The organism is Streptomyces sp. NPDC058758 (assembly GCF_042746075.1).
Taxonomy (GTDB): Bacteria; Actinomycetota; Actinomycetes; order Streptomycetales; family Streptomycetaceae; genus Streptomyces.
Genome location: NZ_JBHYPS010000008.1, coordinates 257717 through 281757, shown reverse-complemented (window position 1 = coordinate 281757; position 24041 = coordinate 257717). Strand labels below are relative to the sequence as shown.

Here is a 24041-nt window from a genome sequence, read left to right as displayed (position 1 = left end):
GGTGTCGGCGTCGATCACGACCTGGTGGTTCGTGGAGTACCTGTAATTCTTCGACCGCTCGGCCACGGTGTGATCGCGGGTGGGCACGAGGGTGCCGTCCACGATGAGGACGGTGTCCTTGGCGAACCGCTTCCGCGGCCTGAGCGCAAGCATCGGCCCCAGATGGTCGATGATGCGACCCACCGCCGACTTGGAGACCCCGAACAGCGGGCCAAGCTGGCGCATGGTCAGGTTCGTCCGCCAATAGGTGGCGACCAGCAGTGCCCTGTCCTCAAGCGGAAGGCTCCACGGCCGACCCTTGCGGTTCGCGTCTGCCCCTTCGTGTCGCAGCATGGTCACCAGCTTCCGGAACAGCCTCGGGCTGAGCCCCGTGAACGGGCCTATCCAAGACGACTCTGACGCCGTGATCACACCAGTCACGCCAAGATCATCACACCGAGGTCAAGCGGAGGTCCCCAGCCCAGCTCTCACAACGGACCCGACCCGTGGGGAATGTGAGCTCCAAGGCGACGCGCCCGGTGTTCCGTGCGTATTCCTCCCGCGCCTCCAGTACGTCCTCCCCGACGTGGTCCGCGAACGGCGTCTCCTCACCGATCGTTCCCACGTTGACGCGCCCCGAGTCGCCCATGTCGTAGCCGGCGTGCGGCTTCGACGCATCGATGATCAGACACCAATCCGATCCGGTCGTGAGGTGGATGGCGGCACCCCGGTCATCGATCAGCCACACATCCAGCGGTCCCGCGGGGGCAGCACTGCCGTACATGTGCCACGAGCCGACGACCTCCACGAGCCGACGACCCACCATGCTCTGCGCGCTCACCCCAGCACCATGAAGCGGGCACTCGTTCGACTTGTCAGGCTCCATCGGCCGACAGTACCGCCGACCGATCTCCCAGGTCCCAGCCTTATACGGGACAAGCCTTAGCAGCAAGTCGCGGCCGTCGTCTGCCAGCCTTGACTCCTCTCGGTAGAGACGAGGTTGGCTAGGTAGGCAGGATGGGCTGTCGGCAGCTCACCCCGGTCATGGAAGGGCGTCTCCAGCCACAGTGCGGAGCCGCCCTGCGGCATCTCAAGCGGCTTTGAGAACCTGGGATGACCTTGCTTATAACGGTCACCTGACAGCGCACGCTCAGCTAAGGTACGAGGTCCTGTACTGCCACCCTGGCCCCGCCCGCGTCCCTTCATAGATGCCGAATGAGTCTGGAGCTGTCAGAAATGCTTGAGGTAGTAGCCGCGAAGATCGCCACGGCCATCTTCGGTACGGCAGTTGGCGCAGCAACACGATCTCTAATTCCCGGACCAGGAGCCGGAATCGCGCCTGCACCTATACTCCCCAGGCTTAGATTGAAACGACCTAATAAGGTTGAAGAAGCCGACGTTAAGCGCCTCGCTGAGCACGTTCAGAAAGGCCTAGAATCCTACCTTCGTGACGAGTTTCGAGATTTGGCAGGAAACGAACGGCAGGCGGCGCTTGACCTGACTGTCGACAGCTTTACAAAAACCACGGCAGATATCTGGGCGCTCTCTCTCGATCCGCAAGCTTATGCCGCTACGGTGATTCGGCAAAGCGAGAAGATCCGTAAGGCAGCCGCTCTCTCCGAGATGGCGGACAGCCTCTACGAGGTTCTGGTTTATCGAACCGCCTTGCAGGTAGTGCAGTTCATCTCCTCATGGTCGACTTTTTCAGCGCGCGCGGACATCGAAATCTTGAAGCGATTGAACCTCCTCACCGAGGCAGTCGAGAAGATTCAAGACGGGTTGGGGCAGGATCTCCGTAGCGATGACATTGAATTTGAGACACGATATTGTGCACTAATCGAAGAGGCGCTCGATCGTCTTCAAATTTTTGGGATCGACCTCGCCGATCGCTCCAATAGATCTTACAATCTTACGGCAGCGTACATTACGCTAAGCGTCGCTCAATCCTCAGGCGCTTCCGGTCCGTCTCCAGATCTTTTTGGCGAAGCAGTGAGAAGCGAGATCGACGCCGTCGGCGCCGAATCCAGCTCCACGGTCGCGCCGCTCGGAATGAAAGCCGAAGCGGCAATCGCAAACCTCAAACGCATACTGCTGCGCGGAGATGCAGGTTCGGGAAAGACGACTCTGCTTCAATGGCTGTCGGTAAATGTAGCCAGGAAGGGCCTAGAAGGAGGACTCGCATCTTGGAACACTCTGGTGCCGTTCATCCTTCCACTTCGTCGATTCGCCAACAAGCCGCTCCCATCCCCCGGTGAATTCTTCCCGGAGGTTGGCACGCATCTGGCTGATGAAATGCCGGATAAATGGGTCAATAGGATCCTTAGGGCGGGGCGGGCTCTTGTCCTCATTGATGGCGTAGACGAGCTTCCGAATAATCAGCGAGATGAGGCGCGTAAATGGCTTCGCGAATTGATTAGAACGTATCCGAATGCCACCTATGTCGTAACTTCAAGGCCGGCGGCCGCTGAATCGGACTGGCTGGCGCAGGATGGCTTCAGCGCCCTGGATATGCTCCCGATGAGCCATAAGGACGTCGAGAATTTTGTGCAGCACTGGCACAGTGCTGCTGCCGCAGCTGAAGCGAATCAACAGGAACTTTCCGCGCTAAAGCAAGGGGAAGCGGACCTTATTTCTTCAATCAAGGAAGAGCGCCAGCTGAAACGCCTCGCCTCCAATCCCCTTCTGTGTGCACTGCTCTGCACATTGAATCGAGATAGGCACTCGCAACTTCCAAAGGATAGAATGGAGCTGTATCGCGCGGCGTTGGACATGCTCCTTCTTAGGCGAGATCGTGAGCGACGGATCGAATATCCGGAGCCCCCTAATGTGGGAGATGCGCAAAAGAAGTCAATTCTGGGAGGGTTTGCATACTGGCTGATTCGCAACGGCTTGAGTGATTCAGCTCAGGACCAAGCGGTGAATCAGGTGGAAATTTCACTCTCCTCGATGCCATCCGTTAGCGCTTCGGCGGATGAAGTTTTTGACTATCTCCTTGTAAGGAGCGGTTGCTTGCGGCGCCCGATTCCGGGGAGAGTCGATTTTGTCCATCGCACGTTCCAAGAGTTTCTTGCAGCAGCAAGAATTGTGGAAGTCGACGATCTCGAGGTGCTTGTAAATAACGCGCACCTCGATCAATGGCATGAGGTCGTGGTGATGGCAGTCGGGCATGCTCGCCCGAAAGAGCGAACCATGATTCTCAGCCGGCTTCTCGAGCGCGGCGACAGGGAAGCGGCCGTGCGTAGTCGACTCCATTTGCTTGCAGCGGCATGCCTCGAGACAGCAGGGGAATGCGACCCGCAAGTTCACGAGCGTGTCAGGGAAGCAACGGCCCGGCTGATCCCTCCTCGGAAGATGTCTGACGCCAAGGAAATCGCCAGCGCGGGGGAAATGGTAATTCCCCTCATTCCGGAGCGCCGCTTGTCTGCGCCAGAAGCCGCGGCAACGGTTCGCATGGCGTCCATCGTGGGAGGAGACGGGGCTCTTTCTCTAATCTCTCGCCTGGGAAGAGACACGAGAGTCACCGTGAGGCGGGAACTGGAGCGGGCCTGGCAGTACTTTGAAGTAGAGGAATACGCTCAGAAGGTAATGGGTCAGAATGCTGACGCATGGAAGGAGGTCTCCATCGGGGCTCCGGAAATGCTGCCGGCAGTCAGACATCTTCCCCGGCTCAAGACTCTTGACGTGTTCTGCTCCGCGGACACAATGGATTGGCTTCCTGAGCTGCGGGACCTAAGGGTTCTGATGCTGCGGACGGCAATCAAGGAGTTCGCATTCTCATCGCTTTCCAGGTGTCCTAACATCACTCGACTGGTTGTTACTGCTACAACCGTCTTGGATGGGTTCGATTCCCTAGTTAATCTGCACCATCTCAAGCATCTCGCGATCTATATCCAAGGTGGAGTCGAAATCTCGGAGTTTCCGAAACTGGATTCGCTTAGGTCATTCAATTTCCACGGTAGCGGCCCAATTGATATTTCCGCTATCGCTTCCGCGTTCCAGGGGCTGGAAGATCTTACGCTTGGCTCAAGTGCGTCGCCAAACTTTCCCGGCCTCCTCGAATTGAGGAGATTGCGGACCTTGACAGTATCGAACCTCCTGACCGAGCATGCCAGAGCGATTTCACGCTCCACCGCCTTGAGGAAATTGACCATTCGGTCGCAGCGCATCGACCAGACGGCATGGATAATGCTGGCCGATAGCCCCAGCCTCCGTACAATCGTCGTTTCGCCACACCGAGGATTGCGTGGAGACATCGATATTCGACCCTTTCTTGAAAGGCCGGATATCTCTCTTACGCTCTGGTTGGGGCGAGGGTCAAATGTCCTAGGGCTGGATGATCCGAGAGTTGCTAAGCATGATGCAGCCGAATACGAGGATGACAACCTCAGAGTCTTGAGAATCGAAAAACACCCAGCGCCGTCACAGGCCACCTAGGTCGGTGGAGCGGGTTTGGCCGGTGGCCTGCCCGGGCTGGGGTCGAGCATGAGCAGGGGGCCGTACGCTGGTTGGCAACTCGGTCAGGCTTTGGGCCTGACCGCAATGTGATCGAGTGGCCCCCTGGTCTTGCTCGACGCGGGTCCCTGACCGGGGAGGTGGCTAAAGCCGTGTAACCGACCGGCCCCAGCCATAGAGGGGTTCGCCACCCATCAACCCAAGCTGTCAGGCGTGCGGCCGGCGGCCGGGCTGGAGCGGGGCGGAGACAGGAGCGCAGGCCCGGGCGACGGGCCGCGCGCCGCGCCGCGCGCGGCGGGTGCCTTGATGAAGTAGGGGAATTCTTACCGCGCTTGCTGTGAGTGCTGGGGGCGGGGCTGGTCAGCGGGATGCGGACCAGTTCAATGGGCGGGGTGCCCGTCGCCTCGGCTTCGTGCTCGGTTCGGGTGGAAGGACGTAGGGAGCTTGCAGCGCCGGAGCTCTTGTTCACTCGCGTCGCGAAGAACGCCGGTCTCCGCGTCGTCCGGTTGCACGACGCCCGGCACGGTACGGTGACGCTCCTGACCGCCGCCGGCGTCCCGCCCTAGGTCGTGATGGAGATTCTCGGGCACAGCCAGATCGCCGTCACGATGAACGTGTACACGCACGTCGTGCAGGACACGCAGCGCGAGGCCGTGAGTCACATAGATCGGCTGCTCAGAAGGCGTCCCCAGTCGTGACCGACCGCCCCCGTTGATGTCAGAAATAGATGTCAAAGGCCCCCAGCCATGATCGGCTGGGGGCCTGTGCACTGGTGGGCGCGGACGGTTTCGAACCGCCGACATCTGCTTTGTAAGTTCGTCCAGCCACGACGCCGACCTCCTGCCGTCCGCAAAAGCAGGCACTGCATCAAGCACAACGAGCCACCCGGGGCGGTTCAGGTACATCGACGTTGCCGTCACATATTGCCGTCAGCAACCACCACTCAGTGTTTAAGCCGACCGCCTTCAACGTCGCGTACCCGCGCGAGTCCCATCGTCCACCATGTCACCGACGCCTTGGGCAGTTACAAGGTGCCTGCAAAGCTAAAGCGGTGCTTCCAGGCGCTCTCCGGGCCGTCTGGCAGGTCAGGCGCTGGGTGGGGTTCAGGATCCAACAGCTCACTCTCCCGAGCACGCGCCCAGAACTGGCCGTCCAGCAAGAATTTCGGTCGCGGATCGTCAGACGAGACAGGAACGAGACGGGTGGAGATCCACTCGCCCTTGACTGGCGCCGGCAGCCCGAGCGCGCGGGCAACGTGCGGGTGTGATCCCTGATGGCCCAGCACAACGATGCCCTTCCCGCGCAGAGGCTTCCGTGTATCGCGGACTCGCTTCGGCGAGTCGTCCTGCTGACCGACGGTCAGCACGGTCTGTCGGCCGACGATCCTGCCCTGTACCTCGTAAAATAGCTGGTTGAGCCGCTGCTGGCCCGATGAGGCCCTACCCGACAGTGATGCGGTAAGGATCCGCTCGCGGGTCTCGTCATCCAGATGGCGCAGGAGGTTGGTCGGCAGATCCGTCTGAAGCCCACCCCAAAGCCAGTACACCTCGGACCTGGCGCTGGCGGAGAGCTTGCGCTTGTTGTCGCGGTTGTACGCACGGACGAGGCCGCCGTTTGCATCCCTCTGCTTCTTCCAGCGCAGGCGCTCGTCCGTGATCCGCACTATGCCCGCGGCCCACTGGCTCGTGTCGTCGTTCATCCAGGTTACGAGTGCAACGTGGTTGGCACGACCGCTCCGTTCACCATGATCGGCGCACAGATACATCTCCATCGGGATCTCCCAGCCGCCGAGGTCTTTGGAGAACTTGCAGTCGATGTCGAGGCCAGCGATGGACCAGTCGAGGTCTGCACCGTTGTCGATGGCGAACTCCTTGGTGAGGTTCACCTCGACAGCGGTACCAAGGTAGGTCTTCTCAGTCTTTGTCAGGTGCTGGTACGCCCAGCGGCCCGTCCTCTGGCCATCGAGCAGCTCGTCGAGGGAGTCGCGGAGGGCCCATCGGAAGCGTTCGCGTGCCTGCGGCTGCTCGTCAAACCACTTCACGAACGGGGCAAGGTCAGCAGGGACGTGCTGCTTGAGACCAGGCTGCAGCCGCCATTCCTGCGGCACTCCGCCCATATGCTGGCGCGGAGTGTCCCAGGTGCGGAACGTGTTGCGGCGTGAGTGCATGGCCGCCAAGGCTCGCGACTCCTGCATGCCGGCTGCCTGTGCAACTTCCGGGGGGAAGGGCAGACCCTCTTGTATCGTCACGCGCCGAAGTCTGGCATCAGCGCTTCATCAGCTGCCGATCAGCTACGGCTGAGGGAAGCTCTGCTTGAGCCACTCGCGCACGGAGTCCGCGGTGGTTCGCCCGTGCTGCCGCAGTACGTCGATGATGTCCCGTCCGCAGACCAGCGCGATCGGGTGTCCGTCTTCGTGGACTTCGTCCTGGACCTGCTTGTTGAAGAACGAGGTCGTGACCAAGACCCCGAAGTTCCGGTGCCGGATCCGGGAGACCAGCCGGGAAACCTCTCGTACTCCAACTGAGCTGTCCGCTGAGTAGCACTTGGCTTCAAGGGCGAAGTCGATCGCGATGGGGTTCGCCACGGGGCCCAGCACATAGTTCCCTACTGCATCCCGCCCGCCATCCCGGCTTGGACGGGTTAGGTCGACTGCTCCCGTACTCGGGGCGATAAGCCGCCAGATAGCCACTGCACATGCCTCAAAGTCGTGCTCACGGCCCCGGAAGTACTCGCGGATCTCTTCCAGCATGGCCCTGCCAGTGGGGTCGTCCGGCAGCTGGTTCACTTTGGAGCGGATGACGGTGGTGGAAGGGGCCAACAAGGGCCGGTACACCCGGCTTTCGACCCAGGTCCGCCACACGTCCGGACAGTGCCCACCCAACGCCCCCTGGCCTTCAAGGAGCTGCTGGATCCAGCTGCGGGGGATCAGGTTGTGGTCGAGGACAGTGAAGTAGGAACGGTAGTTCTGGAACCGCTTGTCCCCGGTCGCCCGCCAGATTGCAGCCAGCTCTTCGTCCGAGGTCACGGCCGGCCCTCCGGGGGCCAGCAGGCCGCGGAACCTGACCGACCGTCCCGATGTTCCCGCCTTCTCGAACAGGAAGAAGGGCGGGACCGTAGCCCGCTCGGCGGGGGCGCCGTGGGACGCTTTGAACGCATCCCGCATCAGGGCGTTGCCCGACCGCGGAGTCTCGTGCAGCTCCTGCCCTGGCCTCTTGTTGTCTCCGTAGTAGGTGAAGGTGCCTGTCTGCACATCGAGGTGATCAGGCCAATCCACGTCGTCGCCGCTGGTGTACAGCACGACCAGGCGTACCGTGCCCTTGGCTGGCGAGCCGGCGTACCGGAAACCGCCCTGGTTACCAACGCCCTTTATCAGCTTGGAAACCGGGTCATCGCCACTGTTACCTTTCGTCCCACCGGCGTAGAGCCGGTCAACCACAAGATCGGCGGAGGCCAGGTCGGCAAACGCTACATGGGGCTCGGGAGCCATGGGGACAGTCATGCCCCATGGTGTACCAGCCTGGTCTGACATCCCGCGAGTGAAGCCCGGAGGCTGTGACCAAGTGCTTGGAAGGGACTGGGCCGCAGCGGCCCGCCCGATCAGTTGAACAGGAACTTTGCGTCCTCCTAGGTGCTGCCTTGGGGGCAGCCCCCGTGTATTCACCGGAGGGATCGGTTCCGCATGGTGCTAGCGGCTGTGGTCGAACCTGCCACCGCGATCGGCCTGTCCACCTTGCCTGACCGACAGGTCGCCCGGGGTGGACGCTGCCCCGGTGACTCGACTCGACGTCTTGTTCGCCGTTCCCGGTCCTTCCATCCGCTGGACCGGGAAGACGTTGGTTCGAACTCGGACCGTACGGGAGTCACGTCAAAAGCCCCGGACCATGATCGGGCCGGGGCCCTCAGGGCGGTGGGTGCGGACGATTTCGAGCCGCTGATACCTGAATGGGAGTTTGGCCGGCCGGTTGGCAGCCTCGCTGGCCCCTTCAAAGCTAGGCGCAGCCCAGGACTTGGAGCAGCACCGCCGATGCGGCCTACGGTCGATCGCTTCACGCTGAGTGCGCGAATGGGGCCGTGCGCTTGCTTCAAGTCGTAGCCACAGCCACAGCTACAGAAAGTGCAGGCATTGAGGTTGGACCTCTGGGAGGATCGCGCCATAGCGAAGGCGATCACGAAAGCGACAATGGGGGTAAAAGTGAACCCAACTGAACAAATCCTCAATTTGACGACAACAGCGCTGGATGAGTTCGAAAGCGTCTCGCTCTCCGCCTCAGTGAGGCGCGCAATGCGCATCGCCCGACTGATGGGTGACAACGAACAGGCTTACCTGCTCAGCCTTGATCTGCGTCCCGTAGGGGGTTCGGCGTGGTTGCGGCGTCGGAACGCCGAAGAGTACTTCTCCGACGGGGAATCATCCACTGCGCGTGATCGGGCCAGAGAACTCCTTGAGGTCTACATTGAAGAGCGCACGCCCGTAAAGATTCCCGATGCATTGACTGGGATTATCGAGCAGGGATCAGTGCTCTCGGGTCCGATTAGTGTCCTCGAAATGGCGATTGACGAGATGGTTAAAAGCGCCGAAGTGGAGGAGGATCCTCTGGATAAATTGCGATTTGCTCTGCGTATTGATCTTCAGAATCAAATCCTCGAACGCATCCGGCATCGAACCTTCTCCTATCTTTGTAGTGTAGAGACAAAGATCGGTATCGGGTTTGCCAATAGGGAGATCTTCGAGAGGAGTCGGTCCCGAGTCGAGGAGGCTCTCAGGGGAATTGCTCCTGATGTACTCGAACAGCTCCTCGCGGCCTATAGGCGGGCGGCTGATGGTGACGCCGAAAGCCGCTCGCATGCACTTACTTCTTGCAGAAGGATGCTGGAGTCGCTGGCTAATGTCGTGTACCCGCCGAAAAGTGAACCGGTCAAGGACAGGGCCGGAAAGGAGCGTCAAGCGGGGGCTGATAAGTACAAGAACCGCCTCTGGCTGTTCCTTGATGAAAAGGTAGGTTCCAGGACGTCTGGTGCTGTCGTCATGGCCACCCTTGAAGATGTTGGAAATCGAATCGATAAGGCTTACGAACTCGCCAACAAAGGGGTGCATGCCGATGTGTCCATGCGGGAGGTTGACCTTTGCGTGATCCAGTCCTACCTCATCGCCGGAGAGCTGATCTCTCTCATGTCCGAGGGAGATGGAACTAATCAGCCTGTTGAGCCACATACGTCTTAGGTTCTCGGCCGTCAGTGAGAGGAGAGGTTGCCATCCTGCAGGCGCCTGGCTTCCTGGCGTGGGGCACGTGCGACCCTGGCGGCAGTAGACGCTCCCGGAAGGAGGCGCCGTGACGGAGGCCAGCCCGCGCGGAACTTACCTGCTCATCGCCGACACACTGCGGAAGGATGTCGAGGAACGGCTCGACGGCAGCTCCCTGCCATCCGAGGCCGCTCTCATGCATGCGCACAACGTCTCCCGCAACACGGTCCGACGCGCGTTGAAAGTGCTGGAGGCCGAGAACTTGATCACCCCTGTGCCCGGCATCGGCTGGCGTGTGTCGAGCAGGTCCATCCCGCCCCTCGTGGAACGGATGACCACCCTGATCGAGGAGGAAGGGCTGTCAGCAGGGGACCGCTATCCCTCGGAGTCGAAGTTGTGTGAACGGTTCGACGTCTCGCGTACGGCCGTACGACGTGCCCTCGCACAGATGGAGGGTGTTGGCCTGCTGTCAACTGTCCACGGCAAGGGGCGCACCGTTCGCGCCCTCCCCACACAACAGGAGGAGTCGTAGCGTTGCCACCTGTGAAGCTCTCTGAGTGGGCTTACTCTCTTTCCGAATCGCTGCTGTCCGAGGCGCTGCCGCGTCGCTGGGCCCACTCCCTCGGAGTCGCTAGGCGTGCCCGGGCGCTAAGCCCGATCCTCGGCAGAGACGCCGAACTTCTGGAGGCGGCAGCTGTCCTGCACGACATTGGGTACTCCCCCTCCCTGGCCGCCACGGGCTTCCATCCGCTCGACGGCGCCCGTTTTCTTCGAAACCAAGAGGGCGCCGACGAGCGGGTCGTCCGACTCGTCGCCCACCACTCCTGCGCACTCCTGGAGGCTGAGGAGCGGGGGATGCGGCGGGAGTTGGAGACCGAGTTCGCGCTGGAACGGCCCGAGCTGGTCGACGCGCTCATCGTGTCCGACATGACGACCACTCCGGACGGCGAACACACGACGCCGGCCGCGCGGCTGGACGAGATCGTGCAGCGGTATGGGCCGGACACCATCGTGGGCCGGTTCATCCAGCGTGCGGCGCCGGAGATCCACGCGGCCAACGAGCGGGTAGAGCGACGTATGGCCGCGGCCAGCGGCGCTCAGCCGATGTAGGGCGCCCTACGCGTCTTGTCCAGGCCATGCCGAATGCGGAGGCGCATGGACGGGTGAATGCCGAGGTCGTCGAGGTCCGCCGGGTCTACCCAGCGGACCTCCTTCGATTCGCTGCTTGTACGGAGGGAGCCGCCGACCGGATTGGCCCGGAAGCAGATGGAGAACTGCTGGCGCACCTCGCCGTCGTCGTATGCGAGGACGTGCTCCGGGTCCGTGTAGAGCCCGATGATGCCCTCAACCTCGACCGCGATGCCGGTCTCCTCCTCGACCTCGCGCACCGCCGTGTCGCCGATTCGCTCGCCGATGTCGTGTCCGCCTCCCGGCAGTGCCCACAGGTCGTTGTCGGTCCTGTGGATGAGCAGGAGCCGCCCGTTGCCGTCGCGGACGACGACGGTGACCGACGGGACCACCGAATTCGCTTTCGGGGCCTTCGGGTCGCGGAAGTAGTCGATCCGGGTCATGTGTCTGTACCTCCGAGGTCCGTCGGGGAGGAGATCTGTCGGGCGCTCTCCCAGACCCGTTCCACGCTCTCCGCGTAAGCGTCGAACAGCTCGCCGCCGGGGACGCGCTGGAGGTGCAGGACGGGGGCCATGTAGGCGCCGACGCCGTACAGGTGCCCGTTGGCGAGCATCGCGTCGTCGGCCCGGTAGATGGAGTTGTAGAGCGTGGTCGAGTGGAGCCGGAACTCGACTCCGGACAGCCCGAACAACGGCGCGTAGTTGACCAGCGCGTTGCGAATCTTGCTGGCCATGGCACCCCCGATCCCCTCGTCGGCCCCGCGTACCACGACCGCGGCCGAGTCGGGGTCACCGAGCATGAACCTGATCGGGACGCCGTCGGCGGACTTCTCCTTCACCACCTGGTGGAAGGCAGCGTCCTCGGTGAGCCAGAAGCCTGAGTAGACCAGGACGTCGAAGTGCCGCCGGGCGCCGGCGTAGAGCTGCGGCCACAGTCGGTTCGGTACGACGGAGCGGTGCGGGTACAACTGGACCAGCTCGGCGTTGCCTGCCTCCGTGACCTCGGCTGACGTCCGCTCCTCCGGCCAGAGGTAGGACACCTCGCGCTGGAGGAGCGATGCCGTCGCGTACTTGAAGCGGCGGTATGGCTGGCGCTTGGGGTCGTTGATCCAGCGCTCCACCGTCTTGGCCGACACCCCGAGCCGTTCGGCCACCTCGTCCAGAGTCATGCCGCGCTCGATGATCGCGCCGCGTAAGCGTTCGTTGGCCATGCCGTGGACTCCCCCGGGTGGGACGACTTGGGACGACTTCACCGTAGCCAAGACGTCCTGCAGCCGTACACGCGCGGAGTCCAACGTCTGCCCTGATCAAGCCAAGCTGAGTACATCGAGCGGGGCGGACTCGCAACCACCAAAGGGCCAAGGGACTTGACGGTGCGAATCCTTCTCCGCATGATGAGGAACAGGTAGTACATGTACCTCATTGAGCTTCGGCTCGGTGAGCCGTGCTGCCCACACGCTTAGGGCGGGGACGCTGCAATCCCGCTAAAGGCCAGGTGGAACAGGGTTTCGGCCCGTACTGGCGAGGTGGCCCGGCGACCGCGAGCAACGGCCGGAGAGTGGGGACACGGTCCCCCTTGCAGTGCTCCATTCCTGTCATCCGACGCCAAGAAGATCCCAATGTTCCAGCGAAGAACCCCGGCGCCACCCCTGCTGGACCGGCAGAGCGGCTACGCCCACCGCGTCACCTGACCACCGCAGCCACTCGGCTGCGGCCGGTTGCCTCCTCCGCCCGTCCGGGCCCCACACGGGGTGCCGTACGGGTGGGGTCGAGGGGAGCCGGATCAACCTGAGCTTCAACGGCGAGAACCCCCGGTGTTCGAGCACCGGGGGTTCGGTACGGGCCGTTTTCACCCCCTGCTGTGAAGGGAGCACGACCCATGAAGTCCATCATCACACTGCCCACCACCTCCGAGGCGCTGGCGTTCGACGGTGAGCCGTCGGACGCGGAGCTGGACGCGATCGAGCTGGAGCTGCCGCTGATCGAGGCGGAGCGGGACCTGCTCGACGTGGAGATCGCCCTGCTGGACCGGCAGGTGTCGGAGCTGGATGCCCAGCGGCTGCGCCGGCACCGGCGCCGGGTCCTGGCGGCCCGCCGAGACCTGACCAACCGCACCGCGGCCCGCTCGGGCGGTGCCGCGTGAACGCCCGGACGCTCTCCGACCTGACGGCGCCGCTGACAGCGCTGATCGTCCTGGACACGAAGTTCTCGCACCTGCCGGCGCCGAACGTGGACTTCTGCCCGGTCTACCCGGACCGGCTGCGGCTGTCGCTGCACGACGACCTCGGCGCGTTCGAGGCGTGGCGCGAGGCCCTGAACATCGCCCCGGAGGCGGTTGTTCACCGCGTTCAGGGCGGTGGCGGAACACAGGTGTTGAAGGTTCACGGGCGCTTCGCCGGCGCCGACATCGAGCTGATCGGCTTCGCCCCGGTTCCGGAGCGGGAGGCGGCCGAGCTGGGTCTGGGGGCAGTGTCGTGAACGCTGTTCAGATCCGTTCAGCCGAGCAAGCCCTCAGCGTCGGGACGTGGCTGATCGTGTGCGGGGCGATGCTGTACTCGGTCCTCACCGTCACCCCGCTGATGCGGGCCCACACCCCCGACGCCTGGGACTGGACCGCCCCCATCCTGCCGATCGTCGTGGACGCCGCCGTCGTCATCGTCGTCCGTCTCGACTCCGTCCTGGCCCGTCTCGGCGGGGAGGGCGGCAGGTGGCCGGTGGTGCTGCGGTGGATGACCGGCATCATGACCCTCGCCCTCAACACCGCCGACTCCGCCCTGAGGAAAGACCTGGTCGGAGTGGCCGTGCACGCGGTCGCACCCCTTCTCCTCATCGTCACCGCCGAGACCGGCCTGGCCTACCGCCGCGCCATCACCGCCGCCGTGGCGGGGCTGGAGGAGCGGGAGCGGGCCGAGCGCCGGCGTCGCGAGCAGGAGGCCCGGCAGCGCGCCCAGGAGGCCGAGGAGGCCGAGCGGCGGCGGGCGGACGAGGAGGAGCGGCGGGAGCGTGAGCGCCGCGAGTTTGACGCGAAGCTCGCCCGTGAACAGCGTGAGCACGAGGCGGCGCTGGCCCGCGAGCAGGCCGAGCGCGAGGAGCGCCGGGAGCGTGCGGAGCGAGGGGCACGTGAACGCGCTGAACGCGAGCGTGAACAGCAGCGCCTGGCCCGTGAACACCGTGAACGCGAGGCCATCGAACGCGCCGAGCGTGAACGCCAGGAGGCTGAGGAGAAGGCGGCGCGTGAACGCCGTGAACGCGAGGAGCGGGCCGAGCGTGAACGCGCCGCTCTCCTCGCTGCCGGGCCGGCGAACGACAAGCAGCCCGAAGGGCAGGCCCGCCGGACGGTGGCCGCGGCGTTCGCCGCCGGGGTGCCGGTGCGGCAGGCGGCCGAGCTGTGCGGCTGGTCGGTCGGCTGGGTCTCCACCCGCTACCAGGAACTGCGCGACACCAACCCCGCGGCTCTGGAAGGAGCGTCCCGGTGAAGCTCTCCCCGAACACCAACCCGCCCGAGCCCTACAGCCTCCTGATCCGGTTCCACAACCAGACCGGTGCCGCCGTCGATGTCACCGGCAACAAGCAGCGCGGGCACTCCTCGCGATGGCACTGCCACGGCTGCGGCGACCACTCCGGCGAGCACGGCCTCCCGTTCGCCCGCGACGAGGCGAACGACCACGCCACCGCCTGCCGGGCCTCCTACCACCGGCTCGGCTGATGGCCAGCCTGCCCGTCTACCGGTGGCGTCTGGCCCCGGAGGGGCTGGCCACCCGCCGTCAGCTCCGCGCGATGGGGCTGCGGCCCGGCGGCCAGGACGTGGCCGCCGAGCTGGAACGACCCCGCCGCCGACGAGGCCCGCTGGTCGCCTACCTCTACCGGATCGATCTGGCCCGGCCCGTGCGTCCGATGACCCCGGCCAAGCAGGCCGCGCTCGCCGCGGCGAACGCCGCCCGGCGGGTGTGCCCGGAGTGCGGGCGGGACGCCGGATACCGCATCCCGCCCTCGCTCGGCTCCTGCGTCCCCTGCGCGGACGCCCCCGCACACGCTGCCTGACCTGTGCTTCTTCCGACCCCAAGGGAGTTTCCCGTGGCTCGTCGTCCCCGCTCGGTGCAGGTGCCCCCGGGCGCCACCACCGTCCGCATCCCCACCCAGCGCGGCGCCAAGGGCGCCCCGCCGGTGTTCGTCGTCGTCTCCGAGACCCGCCCCACCCTGTCGTCCCGCATCGCCCGCACCGTCGGCGGCTGGGCCTGGCGCCACCGCGCGGCCTGGGCCCCCACCGCCTACGCCGCCCTCGCCTACGTCCTGACGGCCGTGGTCCACCTGATCGCGCCGTGGACGGTCTACGTCCTCGCCCCCGCCGCCACCCTGCCGCTGCTGGCCCTGTGGTGGGTCCGGGTGAAGAGCCCGGAGCGGATCGGGGAGCGCCCCGGACGCCTCCTGACCGCCACCGTCCTGGCCGCGCTCGCCACCGGCTGGGCCGCCGCCCTCGTGCACTACGGCCCGCTCGCCGTCCCGCTCGCCTGGTCATGGGTGGGGCTGACGGTTGCGGTGCAGGTGTTCTGGCTCGTCGTCCGCCGCTCGAAGTGATTTGAGGAGACCCCGTCATGCCCCAGATCCCCAACCCCAACGCCCGCCGCACCACCCGCACCACGCGGACCAACACCCGCGCCACCAACGGTGGGGGCAACAAGTCCGACAAGTTCGCCAACGCCGGCGCCGCGCTCGGCGGGTTCGTCGGCGCGATGGGCGGCAGCTTCGTCCCGCCGGTCAGCGTCAACGTCAACCGCACCAACGTCAACGGCGGCGGTGGCGGGCGGCGTCCGCACTCGCAGGCGCTGATGCCGGAGCCGGACTTCTCCTCCCCGGCTCAGGTCCGGGCCTACTGCAACCACCTGCGGGCCCTGTCCGTCGCCCTGTCGATCGAGGTGGCGATGGGCGCGGAGATCCTCAAGAGCGTGCTGGCGGCCGTGCCGGACCCCGAGGGCCGCATCGGCGGCTCCCGCGTCCGCGCTGCGAAGGTCGCGCGCAAGCTCCAGAAGTCCGCGGACGAGCTGCGCAACGCGGCCAAGCTCGCCGCCGCCACCTACGCCACGTTCCAGCAGGAGTACCAGGAGGAGATCAACCGGGTCCGCCACCACGCCCGCCCGCGGGCGCAGCAGCGCATGAACTGGGTCCAGCAGTAACCCGAGTCGGAGGGAGGTCCGGTCATGGCCGGACGCAAGCACACGACCATAGACGTCCTCGACGACCACGGCGGCGGTGGTTCCACCGGGGGCACGATCACGGCCTACCTGCTGCACCGGGCGAAGCCGCACCTGCCGCCGTGGCTCGGCGTCGCCGGGACCGGCCTGGCCGGTGTCCTGGGCAACCTGCGGTGGGCCGACAGCGCCGCCGCCGGCGCCGGCCTCACGCTCGCCTCGGTCGCGCTGACCGGGGCGACGTGGTGGATCGGCCGCAACACCACCCAGCAGCGCCGTCTCCACTCCGCGATCACGGTGGCGGCGGGGTCGGCGTGGCTGACCGGCGCCTGCCTGGCCGGACCGACCACGGGCCCGCTGGACGACTTGTTCCTCATGGGCGGCCCCGTGGTCGCGCTGTCGTGGAACGTGCGCATGGCCATGCGCCGCAACGGCGACAGTCCGGCCGCCGGGGGCGGGGACAAGGGGCTGCTGGAGAAGGTCGGCCTGGCCCGCGCCGCGATCGGGGCGACGAAGGTGGAGCCGAACCGGGTCACGGCGCAGATCGCGCTGGAACCCGGGGAGCAGACCACCGAGGACGTGTCGAAGGTGCTGCCGCGGCTTGCGTCGGCGCTGGACCTGCCGACCACGGCGCTGCGGTTCCAGCCCCACCCGGACTCCGCCCGCCGCGGCGAGCTGGTCATCGTGCCCGAGGACATGCTCGGGGAAGTGGTGGAGTACGACGGCCCGTCGAACCTGGGCGGATCGATCGCCGATCCGCTGGTCATCGGCCGGTACGACGACGGCTCTCCGCTGCTGCTGTGGCTGCCCGGCGACCCGGAGCAGGGCCGCAACGCCACCCACCTGCTGATCGCGGGCGGCACCGGCTCCGGCAAGGGCGACGGGGCTCTGAACGTCCTCACGGAGATCGTCTCCCGCACCGACGTGAACGTGCTGTTGTCCGACCCCAAGTCCTTCCAGGACTTCCGGCCCCTCCTCCCGGCCTTCGACTGGGCCGAGGAGGGCGGCGCGGGCACGGAGGCGATGGTGGAGGCGCTCCAGGCTGCCATCCCGGCCCGCACCCGCTGGCTCGGCGCGCACCGCTACCGGCAGTGGACCGTCCAGGCCGCCGGGAAACAGACGGCCCCGGCGCACTCCTGCCGCCCGGACGGCACCGCGTGCGGCTGCGAGGGCATGGCTTACCTGGTCGCCTGGTTCGAGGAGGCCGCCAACACCCTCCGGGCCCTGGGGGACGACGCGTTCACCGGCATCGCGCAGGAGGCCCGCGCCGCCGGCGTCTCCCTGATCGTCTCCCTCCAGCGCCCCAGCTACGACCAGATGAGCACCAGCACCCGCGCCTCCCTCCCGTCCGTGCTCGCGTTCGGCTGCGACCCTCGCGACGAGGGCTTCGCCCTCCCGGAGACCGTCCTGGACGCCGGGGCCCACCCGGGAGCGTGGGGGAACCGGCGGCCGGGCTACTGCTACCTGGTCTCCGCGGGCATCCCCGAGGACCGCTACCCCGCCCCGGGCCGGACCCGCCGGTTCACCACCCGCTCCATGGACGTGATGGAGCAGCTCGCGGACTGGGCCGCCGCCCACGGCGCCCCGATGGACCCGGTCACCGTCCGGGCCTTCGAGGCGACCGTCGGCAACGCCTACACCCACCGCACCCGCCATACCCCCGACGGCCCGGCCGCCGGGGCTACCGCCCCGCAGCTCCAGTTGGTGGAGACCGAGGAGGACGAGGAGATGACCGACGGCATGTGGCTCGACCCCGCGGACGACGGCATCGACCCCGACACGGACCTGCCCGGCGACGAGCCCGGCGACGAAGCCCCCCTCTTCGGCACCGAGCCCGGCCGCAAGCCCTCCCCTGAGGAGGCCCGGGTTCTGTTCGAGGAGGCGCTGGAGGAGTTCGAGGAGCAGGGCCGGATGATCGTCGGCCCGAAGGACTTCACCGACTGGTGCGAGACCAACGGCTACAGCCGCCCGTGGGTCTCCGCCCGGTTGAAGGACGCCGCCCTCGACGGCCGTCTGGAGCCCACCAACCAGACCGGCCGGTGGCGAATCGTCCCCGCCCTCGCCGCCGCCTGACACCCGCGTGACGCCCTGACACCGTCACGGGCCCGTGACACCCGAACCCTTAGGCGGGAGCGGGTGTCACGCGCCCTGACACCTCCGCCTGACACCTGCCGGACACCCCGGCATCCGGGCCCGTGACACCTCGCGTCGCGGGCCCCACCCACACCCCGAGAAGGGCCCCACCATGCCCGACCACACGGCCTACCCGGCTCCCGTCATCCACCACCCCATCCCCCTCCACTCCGTCACCCACGGGGCTGTGGTTCCCGCCCCGCCGACCGTCCTTCCGGGGGTCGCGTCCGTGCAGCTGCCTGACGGGCGGGTCGTCACCGGCTACACCCTCACCCCCGCCCCGAACGCCCCCAGCCGCCCGGCCGGGGCGGTTCCGGGGTGGGCCAAGACGACCGCGCTCCTCGCACCGACCGTCGGCGGCGGGGTCGCCGCGGCCGGTGTCGGGCTCTCCTACGCCGCCCCGGGACTCATCGCCATGAGCCATGCCCTGTGGTCAGCCGCCGCCCTCGTCGTCGCCGCCGTCATCGCCGTCCCCCTCGCGCTCCGCTCCGCCCGCCGCGCCCTCACCGGCGGCAGCAGCGGGGCGGGTGGGGGTCCTGTGCGGACGACGACCCACATCACCCAGAACATCACCGCGACCGGCCTGTTCGGCCGCGCCAACGGCACCATCAACCACTAGCTCCGGCCATGGCCCCCGTTCTCGACTGGGGCGACCGCAGCCACTTCGACCGATCCCGGATGCTGGCCTGCTGCCTGTGCGGCAAGCCGACCCCGATGCGGTCCCACGCCGGTGAACCCGTCCACAAGGTGTGCGCGGAGACGTGGAACGACACCCACCCCACCGAAGCCCGCCGCTACACCGCCCCCACCAGGCGCCGCCCCGCCCAGCACGCGGCGGGCACCTGGCGCTTCCACAACGACGGCCCCACCACCGACCAGCGCCTCCCGACCCTCACCCCGGAGACGCCCACCGACTCCCCGCCCACACCCATGGAGCAGGGGCAACGCGGCCTGTTCGCCGCGTGAACAGCAAGAAGGGCGGCCCCCGTCTCGCCAAAGCCTGGGGCCGCCCTCGTCCAGACCGCTAGAGACGAACTGGAGACACCCAGCATGACCCATCCCATCCCGATCCAGCGAGACGGCGCCCGGCCGCTGCTGCTGGACGCGTTCTGCTGCCAGGGCGGCGCCGCCGCCGGATACGCGGCCGCCGGCTTCGACATCGTCGGAGTCGACATCGCCCCGCAGCCCCGCTACCCCTACCGCTTCATCCAGGCCGACGCCGTCGCCTTCATCCGCAAGCACGGCGCGCGGTTCGACCTCATTCACGCCTCGCCGCCGTGCCAGTACGACTCCGAGTGCCAGCGCATCCGGAACAACGCCCACCCCGACCTCATCGCCCCCACCCGCGAGGCGCTGCAGTCGACGGGACGGCTGTGGGTGATCGAGAACGTGCGCGGAGCCGTACCCAAACTGCACGAGCCGGTGATGCTGTGCGGGGCGATGTACGGGCTGGAGACCTACCGGCACCGCTACTTCGAGACGTCCGGCTTCACCCTCACCCCGCCCGCGCACCCGGCCCACCTGGTGCCGCAGGCGAAGATGGGCCGCCCCATCCCGCCTGGCCACTACGGCCAGTTCGTCGGCAACTTCTCCGGCGTCGCCCACGCCCGCCGCGTCCTGGGCGTGCCGTGGATGAACCGCGACGGAATCCGCGAGTGCATCCCCCCGGCCTACACCCAGTGGATCGGCGTCCAGTACCTCGCCCAGACCCGGGCGGAGGCCGCGGCGTGAGTGATCTGCCGTCCATCGACCTGCCCGGACTGGGCCTGCTCGCCCACGCCATGGCCGCCGCCGAGCGCGGCTGGCACGTCTTCCCGCTCCGGCCCCGGGACAAGCGGCCCGCCGGCCACCCCGAACGCGACTGCCCCACCACCGGCCGGTGCTCGGGCGGGCACCGCACGCCGGAGCAGCGGGCCACCACCGACCCGGACCTGATTGTGGCCGCGTGGACGCACGCCCCGTACAACGTGGGCATCGCCACCGGCCCGTCCGGCCTCCTCGTCGTGGACCTGGACACGGTCAAGGCGAACGACAAGAGCGGGACGCCTGACGGCGTCACGGCCTTCGAGGCGCTCTGCGAGCGCGCCGGGCAGGCCGTCCCCCTCACCCACCGCGTGCGGTCCGCACGCGGCGGCATGCACCTGTACTTCACCCAGCCCGACGGGGCCCGGCTCCGCAACAGCGCCAAGAAGCTGGGCCCCCACATCGACACCCGCGGCTGGGGCGGCTACGTCGTCGCCCCCGGCAGCACCACCGACAACGGCGCCTACGAGATCCTCGACAGCCGCCCCCCGGCCCCACTCCCCGACTGGCTCCACCAGGCCCTCACCACCTCGCCCGAACCCGCCCGCACCTCGGGCCCGGCACCGGTCGTCGTCCTCGGTAGCGGGACCCGGGCCGCCGAGGTGGCCCTGGAGCGGGAGACCGCCGCCGTCGCCGCGACCCTGGAGGGCGGCAGGAACGCACAGTTGCTGGCGTCCGCCCGCGCGGTGGGGCGGTTCGTCGCGTGGGGCGACATCCCCCGCCACGTGGCCGAGGAGGCTTTTCAGGCAGCAGGGGAGTCGGCCGGACTGTCCGCATCCGAGTGCCGCGCCACCATCCGCAGCGCCCTCGACTGGTCCATCCGCACCGTCCGCCCCCGGCCGGCCGCCGCATGAGCCACCCCGAACCCCCGCTCCTGAAAAGCCTCACCCTTGCCGCCGACCGGCCCGCGGCCGCCGCACCGGCGCCGCCAATCAACGCGATGGGCGCCTCGAAGGTCGCCGCCGAAGGCGTCTCTTCAATCCCTGCCCCGCACCCGGTCGACCACATCACCCCCGCTCCCGTACGGAGGGAATCCCGCATGCCCGAGACGATCGACGGCGCCGCCCTGCTCAACGAGGTGGAGGCGTTCCACCGCCGGTTCAACGTCTTCCCCCGCGAGGGCGCCTACGTCGCTGTCGCCCTGTGGGACGCCCACGCCCACCTCCTCGACGCGTTCGACTCCACCCCCAGGATCGCGTTCCTCTCCCCGGAGCCCGGCTCCGGCAAGTCCCGCGCCCTGGAGGTCGTGGAGACCCTGGTGCCCCGGCCGATGCTCGCGGTGAACGCCCGGGCCGCGGCCCTGTTCCGGTCAGTGTCCGACTCCGCCGGACGGCCCACGATCCTCTACGACGAGATCGACACCGTCTTCGGCCCCAAGGCCGGAGACAACGAGGAGCTGCGCGGCTTCCTCAACGCCGGCCACCGCCGCTCCGGCGTCACCTACCGCTGCGTTGGAGACGGCGGCAACCAGACCGTGGTGGAGTTCCCCTCCTACAGCGCCGTCGCCGTTGCCGGGCTCGGCGGACTCCCGGACACGATCACCACCCGCTCCGTCATCATCCGCATGCGCCGCCGCGCCCGGAACGAGAAGGTCGAACCCTTCCGCGCCCGCCTCCACGAGGCCGAGGGAAACAAGCTCCGCGACCAGCTCGCCCAGTGGGCCGAGCAGGTCCACAAGGACATCGCCGGACGCTGGCCCGAGATGCCCGACGGCGTCACCGACCGGGCCGCCGACGTGTGGGAGCCCCTCCTCGCCGTCGCGGACGCCGCGGGCGGGGCCTGGCCCGAGCGGGCCCGCGCCGCGTGCGTGGAGCTGGTCAGCGCCGCCCGCGCGGACGACAAGGGATCCATCGGCATCCGGCTGCTGACCGACCTGCGCGACCACGTCATGGTCGGCATCGACCGCCTCCCGACCGTCGCCATCCTCGACCGGCTGTGCGCGCTGGAGGAGGCGCCCTGGGCCGACATGGCCGGACGGCCGCTCGACTCCCGGGGCCTGGCCAAGATGCTCGGTGAGTACATGACCACCGACAACACCCCCATCAAGGCCCGGAACATCAAGACCGCCGGCGCGGTACTGAAGGGGTACTACGCGGCCGATCTGTACGACGCCTGGGATCGCTACTGCCCCCCTCCCCTGCTGAGGGCCGCTACTTCCGCTACCGCCGCTACCTCGCAGGTCAGCGGCCCGGAAACGGTAGCGGCAGACCTCTTCACGTCCGCTACCTAATCCGCTCCCCCCGCTACCCGCCCCCGCCACCCGAGCCGGGGCCGGTAGCGCATTCATCCGCTACCGCTACCCCATCCGCTACCTCCGATCATGCCCCTGACCAGGGCGGTAGCGGCGGTAGCGGAGGTAGCGGAGGTAGCGGACCTGACAGGAAGGGGCCGGAGAGGCCCCCGCACGCCGAGGAGACACGCCTTGACGACCGCGATCCCGACCAGCCACACCGCCGTGACCGTCCCCGAGGTCATGGCTGCCCTGAAGTACAGCCGCAGCAAGGTCTACGACCTGATCCGCTCCCGTGCACTGCCCAGCTACACCGAAGGACGCTGCCGCCGCATCCCACTCGACGCACTTCGCACCTACATGGACAACCGCCTGGAGGAAGCCGCCTGATGGCACGCAAGAGGAACCCGAACGGCGCCGGCAGCATCTGGCAGCGTAAAGACGGGCGTTACGAGGCCCGCGTGTACGTCCCGCAGCCCGACGGCACCCGGAAGAGGAAGACGGTCTACGGGGCCACGTGGGAGGAGTGCGACGCCAAGCGGCAGGAGCTCGTCCGACGGGACAGGCAGGGCATCCCGACGCCGACCCGCTCGGCCAAGCTCTCCGAGTGGCTGCCGTACTGGCTGGAGCAGTTCGTCAAGGACGACCGCAAGAAGACGACGTACGCGAAGTACGAGACCCACATCCGCCTGTACCTGGTCCCCAACCTCGGAACGAAGCGCCTGGAGACCCTGGGGGCGGCCGACGTACGCCGCATGCTCGCCGCCGTCTCGGCCCAGGCGTCTCCGGCCACGGCCAAGGAGTCGCACCGGGTCCTGCGCAGCGCGCTAAGCGCTGCCTGCCGGGAGGAGCTCATCGGCCGGAACGTGGTCAAGCTCGTACCGGCCCCGCGGGTGGAGCAGCGGGAGCTGAAACCATGGGACCTGGAGCAGACAACGGCCTTCCTAGAGGCGGCAAGGGGAGACGCGCTGTACGCCGCGTTCGTCCTCGCCGTCGCCCTTGGGCTGCGCCGCGGGGAGGTGCTCGGGCTGCGCTGGTCGGACATCGACCTGGAGCGCCACACCCTCACCGTGCGGAACCAGATCCAGCGGGTGCAGAACGAGCTGTACGCGGACTCCACGAAGAACCGCCGGAGCCGCGTCATTCCCCTCCCCCTGATGTGCGTGCCGCCGCTGCGCTGGCAGCGTCTGCGGCAGGTCGCGCAGCGAGACGCGGCGGGGGCGGACTGGCAGGACAGTGACTACGTCTTCACGACGCGTACGGGTCGCACGGTCGAGCCGATGAACCTGAGCCGCTCTTTCCAGCGCATCACGGAGACGGCCGGGCTCCCCCGGATCCGACTGCACGACGCCCGGCACGGGTGCGCGACGCTCTTGTTCGCCGCAGGTGTGCCGGCGCGGGTCGTGATGGAGATCCTGGGGCATTCGCAGATCGCCGTCACGATGAACATCTACACCCACGTCTCCGACGAGCGTCGACGTGAGGCGATGGGGCACATGGACCGGCTGCTCCGCCGACGCCGTCCCGAGTGAGACTGCCGTCAGCCTCTACCGTCAAAGGCCCCCGCAGCGATGAGCTGCGGGGGCCTTTGCACTGGTGGGCGCGGACGGTTTCGAACCGCCGACATCTGCTTTGTAAGCCTGGCGCCGATCACACAGCGGTCTTGGCTGGTCAACGGGCGTACAACGGCGCTGGGCGCCACACACTTACCTGCACCGCCGCAGACCCCAATTGACCGTGGATGACTGCCCGATCTGGCACGGATCTGGCACGGGCCCCGGCGCCGAGACCTGCCTGTAAGCTCGATCGGCTCGACTGCACGAGGTCTACTGCCAGGTACTGTCATGACGCTAGTGACCGGGTAACGCTGCCCGCGCCCAACTGTGTGA

The 24041-nt window shown here is 67.1% G+C and carries 25 protein-coding genes and 1 pseudogene; 20 read left to right on the top strand and 6 right to left on the bottom strand.

Annotated elements, in window-relative coordinates; genetic code table 11:
• Both ACFW6A_RS13885 and ACFW6A_RS13880 read right to left on the bottom strand, forming a co-directional pair.
• Window positions 1–420, bottom strand: a 420-nt coding sequence (locus ACFW6A_RS13885) for a transposase family protein (RefSeq protein ID WP_386640653.1), incomplete at its 3' end; no start/stop codon positions are given.
• A 10-nt stretch (window positions 421–430) separates the two neighbouring features.
• A complete protein-coding gene (locus tag ACFW6A_RS13880) occupies window positions 431–865 on the bottom strand; it encodes a hypothetical protein (RefSeq protein ID WP_386640650.1) in 435 nt (144 codons plus the stop codon).
• A gap of 329 nt (window positions 866–1194) precedes the next feature.
• Here ACFW6A_RS13880 and ACFW6A_RS13875 point away from each other — a divergent pair, with 329 nt between their 5' ends.
• Window positions 1195–4413 (top strand): NACHT domain-containing protein, encoded by a 3219-nt coding sequence (locus ACFW6A_RS13875; protein ID WP_386640647.1) that lies wholly within the window; start codon window positions 1195–1197, stop codon window positions 4411–4413.
• Between the two features lie 482 nt (window positions 4414–4895).
• Window positions 4896–5129 (top strand): annotated as a pseudogene (locus ACFW6A_RS13870) (tyrosine-type recombinase/integrase); the annotation flags it as partial.
• A 326-nt stretch (window positions 5130–5455) separates the two neighbouring features.
• Here ACFW6A_RS13870 and ACFW6A_RS13865 read toward each other — a convergent pair.
• Both ACFW6A_RS13865 and ACFW6A_RS13860 read right to left on the bottom strand, forming a co-directional pair.
• Entirely contained in the window at window positions 5456–6679 is a 1224-nt protein-coding gene (locus tag ACFW6A_RS13865; RefSeq protein ID WP_386640644.1) for a NaeI family type II restriction endonuclease, read from the bottom strand.
• Window positions 6680–6721: 42 nt separating this feature from the next.
• Complete coding sequence (locus ACFW6A_RS13860) at window positions 6722–7930, bottom strand: restriction endonuclease (protein ID WP_386640641.1); 1209 nt, start codon at window positions 7928–7930, stop codon at window positions 6722–6724.
• Between the two features lie 624 nt (window positions 7931–8554).
• Here ACFW6A_RS13860 and ACFW6A_RS13855 point away from each other — a divergent pair.
• From ACFW6A_RS13855 to ACFW6A_RS13845, 3 genes are all read left to right on the top strand, one after another.
• A complete protein-coding gene (locus ACFW6A_RS13855) occupies window positions 8555–9652 on the top strand; it encodes a hypothetical protein (protein ID WP_386640638.1) in 1098 nt (365 codons plus the stop codon).
• A gap of 109 nt (window positions 9653–9761) precedes the next feature.
• Window positions 9762–10205 (top strand): GntR family transcriptional regulator, encoded by a 444-nt coding sequence (locus ACFW6A_RS13850; RefSeq protein WP_386640634.1) that lies wholly within the window; start codon window positions 9762–9764, stop codon window positions 10203–10205.
• 11 nt (window positions 10206–10216) lie between these two features.
• Window positions 10217–10783, top strand: coding sequence for an HD domain-containing protein (locus tag ACFW6A_RS13845; protein ID WP_386640631.1), 567 nt, complete (start codon window positions 10217–10219; stop codon window positions 10781–10783).
• Here ACFW6A_RS13845 and ACFW6A_RS13840 read toward each other — a convergent pair.
• Both ACFW6A_RS13840 and ACFW6A_RS13835 read right to left on the bottom strand, forming a co-directional pair.
• Window positions 10771–11244 (bottom strand): NUDIX hydrolase, encoded by a 474-nt coding sequence (locus ACFW6A_RS13840; RefSeq protein ID WP_386640628.1) that lies wholly within the window; start codon window positions 11242–11244, stop codon window positions 10771–10773. The two genes, ACFW6A_RS13845 and ACFW6A_RS13840, sit on opposite strands and share 13 nt — an antisense overlap.
• Window positions 11241–12011, bottom strand: coding sequence for a helix-turn-helix domain-containing protein (locus ACFW6A_RS13835; RefSeq protein WP_386640625.1), 771 nt, complete (start codon window positions 12009–12011; stop codon window positions 11241–11243). The genes ACFW6A_RS13840 and ACFW6A_RS13835 overlap by 4 nt, the downstream gene beginning before the upstream one ends.
• Before the next feature lie 668 nt (window positions 12012–12679).
• On the opposite strand from ACFW6A_RS13835, the gene ACFW6A_RS13830 reads away from it, so the two are divergent.
• The 15 genes from ACFW6A_RS13830 to ACFW6A_RS13760 all read left to right on the top strand — a co-directional run bounded on the left by ACFW6A_RS13830 (window position 12680) and on the right by ACFW6A_RS13760 (window position 23684).
• On the top strand, window positions 12680–12943 hold the full coding sequence (locus ACFW6A_RS13830) for a DUF6284 family protein (RefSeq protein ID WP_386640622.1): 264 nt from the start codon (window positions 12680–12682) through the stop codon (window positions 12941–12943).
• Window positions 12940–13278 carry a hypothetical protein gene (locus ACFW6A_RS13825; protein WP_386640619.1) on the top strand — a complete coding sequence of 113 codons (339 nt, stop codon included), beginning with the start codon at window positions 12940–12942 and terminating at the stop codon, window positions 13276–13278. The genes ACFW6A_RS13830 and ACFW6A_RS13825 overlap by 4 nt, the downstream gene beginning before the upstream one ends.
• On the top strand, window positions 13275–14276 hold the full coding sequence (locus ACFW6A_RS13820) for a DUF2637 domain-containing protein (RefSeq protein WP_386640616.1): 1002 nt from the start codon (window positions 13275–13277) through the stop codon (window positions 14274–14276). The genes ACFW6A_RS13825 and ACFW6A_RS13820 overlap by 4 nt, the downstream gene beginning before the upstream one ends.
• Window positions 14273–14506, top strand: coding sequence for a hypothetical protein (locus ACFW6A_RS13815; protein ID WP_386640613.1), 234 nt, complete (start codon window positions 14273–14275; stop codon window positions 14504–14506). The genes ACFW6A_RS13820 and ACFW6A_RS13815 overlap by 4 nt, the downstream gene beginning before the upstream one ends.
• Window positions 14506–14841, top strand: a complete 336-nt coding sequence (locus ACFW6A_RS13810; protein WP_386640610.1) for an RRQRL motif-containing zinc-binding protein — start codon at window positions 14506–14508, stop codon at window positions 14839–14841. The genes ACFW6A_RS13815 and ACFW6A_RS13810 overlap by 1 nt, the downstream gene beginning before the upstream one ends.
• Before the next feature lie 33 nt (window positions 14842–14874).
• A complete protein-coding gene (locus tag ACFW6A_RS13805) occupies window positions 14875–15375 on the top strand; it encodes a hypothetical protein (protein WP_386640605.1) in 501 nt (166 codons plus the stop codon).
• A 17-nt stretch (window positions 15376–15392) separates the two neighbouring features.
• Window positions 15393–15971, top strand: coding sequence for a plasmid transfer protein TraA (gene traA / locus ACFW6A_RS13800; RefSeq protein WP_386640602.1), 579 nt, complete (start codon window positions 15393–15395; stop codon window positions 15969–15971).
• A gap of 24 nt (window positions 15972–15995) precedes the next feature.
• Window positions 15996–18059: a plasmid transfer protein TraB gene (gene traB / locus ACFW6A_RS13795; protein WP_386640599.1), complete on the top strand. Its 2064-nt coding sequence runs from the start codon at window positions 15996–15998 to the stop codon at window positions 18057–18059.
• A gap of 172 nt (window positions 18060–18231) precedes the next feature.
• Window positions 18232–18738 (top strand): hypothetical protein, encoded by a 507-nt coding sequence (locus ACFW6A_RS13790; RefSeq protein ID WP_386640596.1) that lies wholly within the window; start codon window positions 18232–18234, stop codon window positions 18736–18738.
• 8 nt (window positions 18739–18746) lie between these two features.
• The gene (locus ACFW6A_RS13785; protein ID WP_386640593.1) at window positions 18747–19085 is read left to right on the top strand and encodes a hypothetical protein; all 339 of its coding nucleotides are present in this window, start codon (window positions 18747–18749) and stop codon (window positions 19083–19085) included.
• Window positions 19086–19169: 84 nt separating this feature from the next.
• Window positions 19170–19850 (top strand): SAM-dependent methyltransferase, encoded by a 681-nt coding sequence (locus ACFW6A_RS13780; protein WP_386640590.1) that lies wholly within the window; start codon window positions 19170–19172, stop codon window positions 19848–19850.
• A gap of 50 nt (window positions 19851–19900) precedes the next feature.
• Window positions 19901–20776 (top strand): bifunctional DNA primase/polymerase, encoded by an 876-nt coding sequence (locus tag ACFW6A_RS13775; RefSeq protein ID WP_386640672.1) that lies wholly within the window; start codon window positions 19901–19903, stop codon window positions 20774–20776.
• Window positions 20777–20961: 185 nt separating this feature from the next.
• Entirely contained in the window at window positions 20962–22152 is a 1191-nt protein-coding gene (locus ACFW6A_RS13770) for a DUF3631 domain-containing protein (protein ID WP_386640587.1), read from the top strand.
• 192 nt (window positions 22153–22344) lie between these two features.
• A complete protein-coding gene (locus ACFW6A_RS13765) occupies window positions 22345–22542 on the top strand; it encodes a helix-turn-helix domain-containing protein (RefSeq protein WP_376181312.1) in 198 nt (65 codons plus the stop codon).
• The gene (locus ACFW6A_RS13760; RefSeq protein ID WP_386640583.1) at window positions 22542–23684 is read left to right on the top strand and encodes a tyrosine-type recombinase/integrase; all 1143 of its coding nucleotides are present in this window, start codon (window positions 22542–22544) and stop codon (window positions 23682–23684) included. Before ACFW6A_RS13765 ends, ACFW6A_RS13760 begins: the two co-directional genes overlap by 1 nt.
• Window positions 23685–24041: the final 357 nt, after the last annotated feature.

Excerpts from the sequence above, each read along its gene's own strand:
- traA (WP_386640602.1), top strand. The coding sequence starts at position 15,393 with ATGCCCCAGATCCCCAACCCCAACGCCCGCCGCACCACCCGCACCACG.
- ACFW6A_RS13790 (WP_386640596.1), top strand. The coding sequence starts at position 18,232 with ATGCCCGACCACACGGCCTACCCGGCTCCCGTCATCCACCACCCCATC.
- ACFW6A_RS13875 (WP_386640647.1), top strand. The coding sequence starts at position 1,195 with ATGAGTCTGGAGCTGTCAGAAATGCTTGAGGTAGTAGCCGCGAAGATC.
- ACFW6A_RS13810 (WP_386640610.1), top strand. The coding sequence starts at position 14,506 with ATGGCCAGCCTGCCCGTCTACCGGTGGCGTCTGGCCCCGGAGGGGCTG.
- ACFW6A_RS13880 (WP_386640650.1), bottom strand. The coding sequence starts at position 865 with ATGGAGCCTGACAAGTCGAACGAGTGCCCGCTTCATGGTGCTGGGGTG.
- ACFW6A_RS13830 (WP_386640622.1), top strand. The coding sequence starts at position 12,680 with ATGAAGTCCATCATCACACTGCCCACCACCTCCGAGGCGCTGGCGTTC.
- ACFW6A_RS13775 (WP_386640672.1), top strand. The coding sequence starts at position 19,901 with ATGGCCGCCGCCGAGCGCGGCTGGCACGTCTTCCCGCTCCGGCCCCGG.
- ACFW6A_RS13785 (WP_386640593.1), top strand. The coding sequence starts at position 18,747 with ATGGCCCCCGTTCTCGACTGGGGCGACCGCAGCCACTTCGACCGATCC.
- ACFW6A_RS13835 (WP_386640625.1), bottom strand. The coding sequence starts at position 12,011 with ATGGCCAACGAACGCTTACGCGGCGCGATCATCGAGCGCGGCATGACT.
- ACFW6A_RS13840 (WP_386640628.1), bottom strand. The coding sequence starts at position 11,244 with ATGACCCGGATCGACTACTTCCGCGACCCGAAGGCCCCGAAAGCGAAT.
- ACFW6A_RS13860 (WP_386640641.1), bottom strand. The coding sequence starts at position 7,930 with ATGACTGTCCCCATGGCTCCCGAGCCCCATGTAGCGTTTGCCGACCTG.
- ACFW6A_RS13760 (WP_386640583.1), top strand. The coding sequence starts at position 22,542 with ATGGCACGCAAGAGGAACCCGAACGGCGCCGGCAGCATCTGGCAGCGT.
- traB (WP_386640599.1), top strand. The coding sequence starts at position 15,996 with ATGGCCGGACGCAAGCACACGACCATAGACGTCCTCGACGACCACGGC.
- ACFW6A_RS13770 (WP_386640587.1), top strand. The coding sequence starts at position 20,962 with ATGCCCGAGACGATCGACGGCGCCGCCCTGCTCAACGAGGTGGAGGCG.
- ACFW6A_RS13780 (WP_386640590.1), top strand. The coding sequence starts at position 19,170 with ATGACCCATCCCATCCCGATCCAGCGAGACGGCGCCCGGCCGCTGCTG.